The organism is Micromonospora sp. CNZ297 (assembly GCF_007827625.1).
Window position 1 is genome coordinate 1 of record NZ_VISU01000060.1, and the last position, 3820, is coordinate 3820.

Here is a 3820-nt window from a genome sequence, read left to right on the forward strand (position 1 = left end):
ACACACCCCCACCCAACACACCCGGCAAATCCACCAAACCACCCCACCGCAACGGCACCTCCAAACCCACCACCCGACCCAAACCCCACACCGCAGAACCCGCGACATCCGCCAGCTCGTCCGAGCCGCCGACCGACACCGCCCCGCGCGTCAGCCACCACAACCGGCCCGACCCACCGACGTCGGTCAGCGCCTGCACCACGGCCAGCGCCGTCGACACCTCGGCGGCGGCCGGAACCGGGGACGCCTCCCGCGGCTCGGCCAGCGACAGCAGGGACACCACGTGGGCGTCCCGGGCGTCTGAGCTCATCGCCTCCAGCAGGAGCCGCGCCACCCGGTCGCGGTCGGCGCCGGCCGGGACCAGCACCGGGACCGCCCGGTCGGCCCGGGCAGCCAGCGCCGCGGCCACCGGGTGGTCCTCCTGCCCGGGCGCCATCAGCAGCAGCCAGGTTCCCGCCAACGTCGCGGAGTCCGGCACGGCGGCCGTACGCCACGTCGCCCGGTACCGCCAGGAGTCGACGACCGCCCGCTGCTGCGTCGCCCGCCGCCACCGGGCGAGTTTGGGCAGCAGCGCCGTGGACGGCTCGTCCGCGCCCACGGCGAGATCCTCGTCCAGCACGCCGAGGTCCCCGGACTCGACCGCCGCCCAGAACTGCTCGTCGGACGGGGCGTCGGCCCGCTCCGGAGCCGAGCCGGGCTGGGGGTCCTCCAGCCAGTAGCGCTGCCGGTCGAAGGCGTAGGTGGGCAGTTCCACCGCGCGCGGCCGGGTGCCGGTCTGGCCGAGGTACGCCGCCCAGTCGACGGCCACGCCGGCGGCCCAGAGCTGCCCCGCGGCACTGGTGAGGGTGGTGACGTCGGGCTGGCTGCGGCGCAGCGTGGCGACGTACCGCACGTCGTCGGCCGTGTCCGCCTCGGCGGCCATGGCGGTGAGGACCGCGTCCGGGCCGATCTCCAGGAAGGTGTCCACCCCCTGTGCCCGCAACGCCGCCACACCGTCGGCGAAGCGCACCGGCTGCCGCACGTGCCGCACCCAGTAGCCGGGCTCGGTGATCTCTGCGGCGTCCGCGACCGCGCCGGTCACGTTCGACACGATCGGGATCCTCGGCGACCGCCAGTCGAGCCCCGCCACCACCGACGCGAACTCCTCCAGCATCGGCTCCATCAACCGCGAGTGGAACGCGTGACTGACCGAGAGTTCCTTGACCCGCCAACCCCGCTCACGACAGGCCGCCACCACCGAGGCCACCTCGCCGACGGCACCCGACACCACCACCGACTCCGGACCGTTCACCGCCGCGACGTCCACCGCCGCGCCGGTCACGCCGATCAGCTCGGCGACAGCCTCCTCCGACGCGCCGACCGCCGCCATCACCCCACCGCTGGGCAGGGCCTGCATCAACCGACCCCGCGCCGCCACCAGGGTGCACGCATCCGCCAGGGACAACACCCCGGACACGTACGCGGCCGTCACCTCACCGATCGAGTGACCCGCCAGGTAGTCCGCCCGCACACCCCACGACGACAGCAACTCCCACAACGCCACCTCGACCGCGAACAACCCCGCCTGCGCGAACACGGTCTGATCCAACAGAGCCCCATCGGCGGTGCCCGGCTCGGCGAACACCACCTCGCGCAGCGCACGCGGCAGGCGCGGATCGATCTCCGCGCACACCTCGTCGAACGACGCCGCGAACACCGGGAACGTCTCGTACAGCTCCCGGCCCATGCCCACGCGCTGCGAACCCTGACCCGTGAACAACACCGCCCGACGACCCGCCGACACCACACCCGCAGACCGGCCCTCGGCCACCGCCAACAGACCCGCCGCCAGCTCGTCCACGTCCGAGCCCCACACCACCGCGCGATGCTCCAACGCGGCACGGGTCGTCGCCAACGACCACGACACGTCCACCGGCGACAGGCCACGATCGCGCACGAACGACGCCAACCGCGCCGCCTGACCCGACAGACCCCGCTCCGAACGACCCGACACCACCCACGGCACCGGCACCCCGACCGGTGCGACGGGCGCGACCGGTGCCGGGGCGGCCTCGGGCTGCTCGATGATCACGTGCGCGTTCGTGCCCGAGATACCGAACGACGACACACCCGCCCGCCGGGGACGCCCAACGCCCGGCCACTCACGCGAGGCCGTCACCAACTCCACCGCACCCGACGACCAGTCCACATGCGACGACGGCACATCCACGTGCAAAGACGCCGGCACCACACCATGCCGCATCGCCAAAATCATCTTGATGATGCCGGCCACCCCGGCGGCAGCCTGGGTATGACCGATGTTCGACTTCACCGACCCCAACAACAACGGCACATCCCGACCCTGCCCATACGTCGCCAACAACGCCTGAGCCTCGATCGGATCACCCAACGACGTACCCGTACCGTGCGCCTCCACCACATCCACATCAGCCGCCGACAAACCCGCAAACGCCAGAGCCTGCCGGATCACCCGCTGCTGCGACGGACCGTTCGGCGCCGTCAAACCATTCGACGCACCGTCCTGATTCACCGCCGTGCCCCGCACCACCGCCAACACCCGACGCCCGTCACGTTGCGCATCCGACAGCCGCTGCACCAGCAGCACGCCGACACCCTCGGACCAGCCCGTGCCGTCCGCAGCGTCGGAGAACGACTTGCAGCGGCCGTCGGCGGACAGGCCGCCCTGGATCGAGAACTCGGCGAACGTGCCCGGGGAGGCCATCACGGTGACGCCGCCGGCCAGGGCGAGGTCGCACTCGCCGGACCGCAGCGCCTGCGCCGCCAGGTGCAACGCGACCAGCGACGACGAACACGCCGTGTCCACAGTCACGGCCGGGCCCTCGAAGCCGAACGAGTACGCCACCCGGCCCGACAACACGCTTGTCGCGTTGCCGGTGAGCAGGTGGCCGCCGACCTCCTGGGCCCGACCGACCGACCCGCTGGCGTACCCCTGGAAGCTGGCCCCGGCGAAGACGCCGACCGCGCCGCCCCGCAGGGTGGTCGGGTCGATGCCCGCCGACTCGACGGCCTCCCACGAGGTCTCCAGCAGCAGCCGCTGCTGCGGGTCCATGGCGAGCGCCTCCCGCGGCGAGATGCCGAAGAACTCGGCGTCGAACTCGCCGGCGTCGTAGACGAAGCCGCCCCTGCGGGCGAAGGACGTGTCGGACAGGCCGCTGCTGAGGAAGCTGTCCCAGCCCCGGTCGAGGGGGAACTCGGAGATGCCGTCGCGTCCCGTGGCGAGCAGTTGCCACAGTTCTTCCGGGGACGCGACGCCACCCGGGAGGCGGCAGCCCATGCCGACGATCACGATCGGGTCGTCGTCGACGGTGGCGACCCTGCGGTCGGCCGGCGCGTCGCCCGATGCTCCGAGCACGGTCTCCCGGATGAAGGCGACCAGGGCGGCCGGCGTCGGGTGGTCGAAGACGAGGGTGGAGGGCAACGCGAGGCCCGTCTCGGCGGTCAGCCGGTTGCGCAGCTCGACGGCGGTGAGCGAGTCGAAGCCGAGACGCTGGAACGCCCGGTCCGGCCGCACCGCCTCCACGGTGGCGTGGCCGAGCACCGTGGCGACCTGGGAGCGTACGAGGTCCAGGAGGGACGCCTCGACCTCCGGCGGCGTCAGGGCCGCGAGCCGCTCGCGCAGTGCGGAGGCCCGGTCGGTGGGGCCGGTCTCGGCTCGGGACGCCGCCTCGATCGCCGCCTGTGCCTCGGGGATGTCGGTGAACAACCGCGACGGACGCAACGCCGTGAACGACGGCACAAACCGATCCCACCGCACATCCGCCACCACCACCTGCCCCTCACCACCATCCAACGCCCGCTG

The 3820-nt window shown here is 72.6% G+C and carries 1 pseudogene; it reads right to left on the reverse strand.

What is annotated here, in order from left to right:
• Positions 1 to 3598, reverse strand: a pseudogene (locus tag FB454_RS34640) (type I polyketide synthase); the annotation flags it as partial.
• Positions 3599 to 3820: the final 222 nt, after the last annotated feature.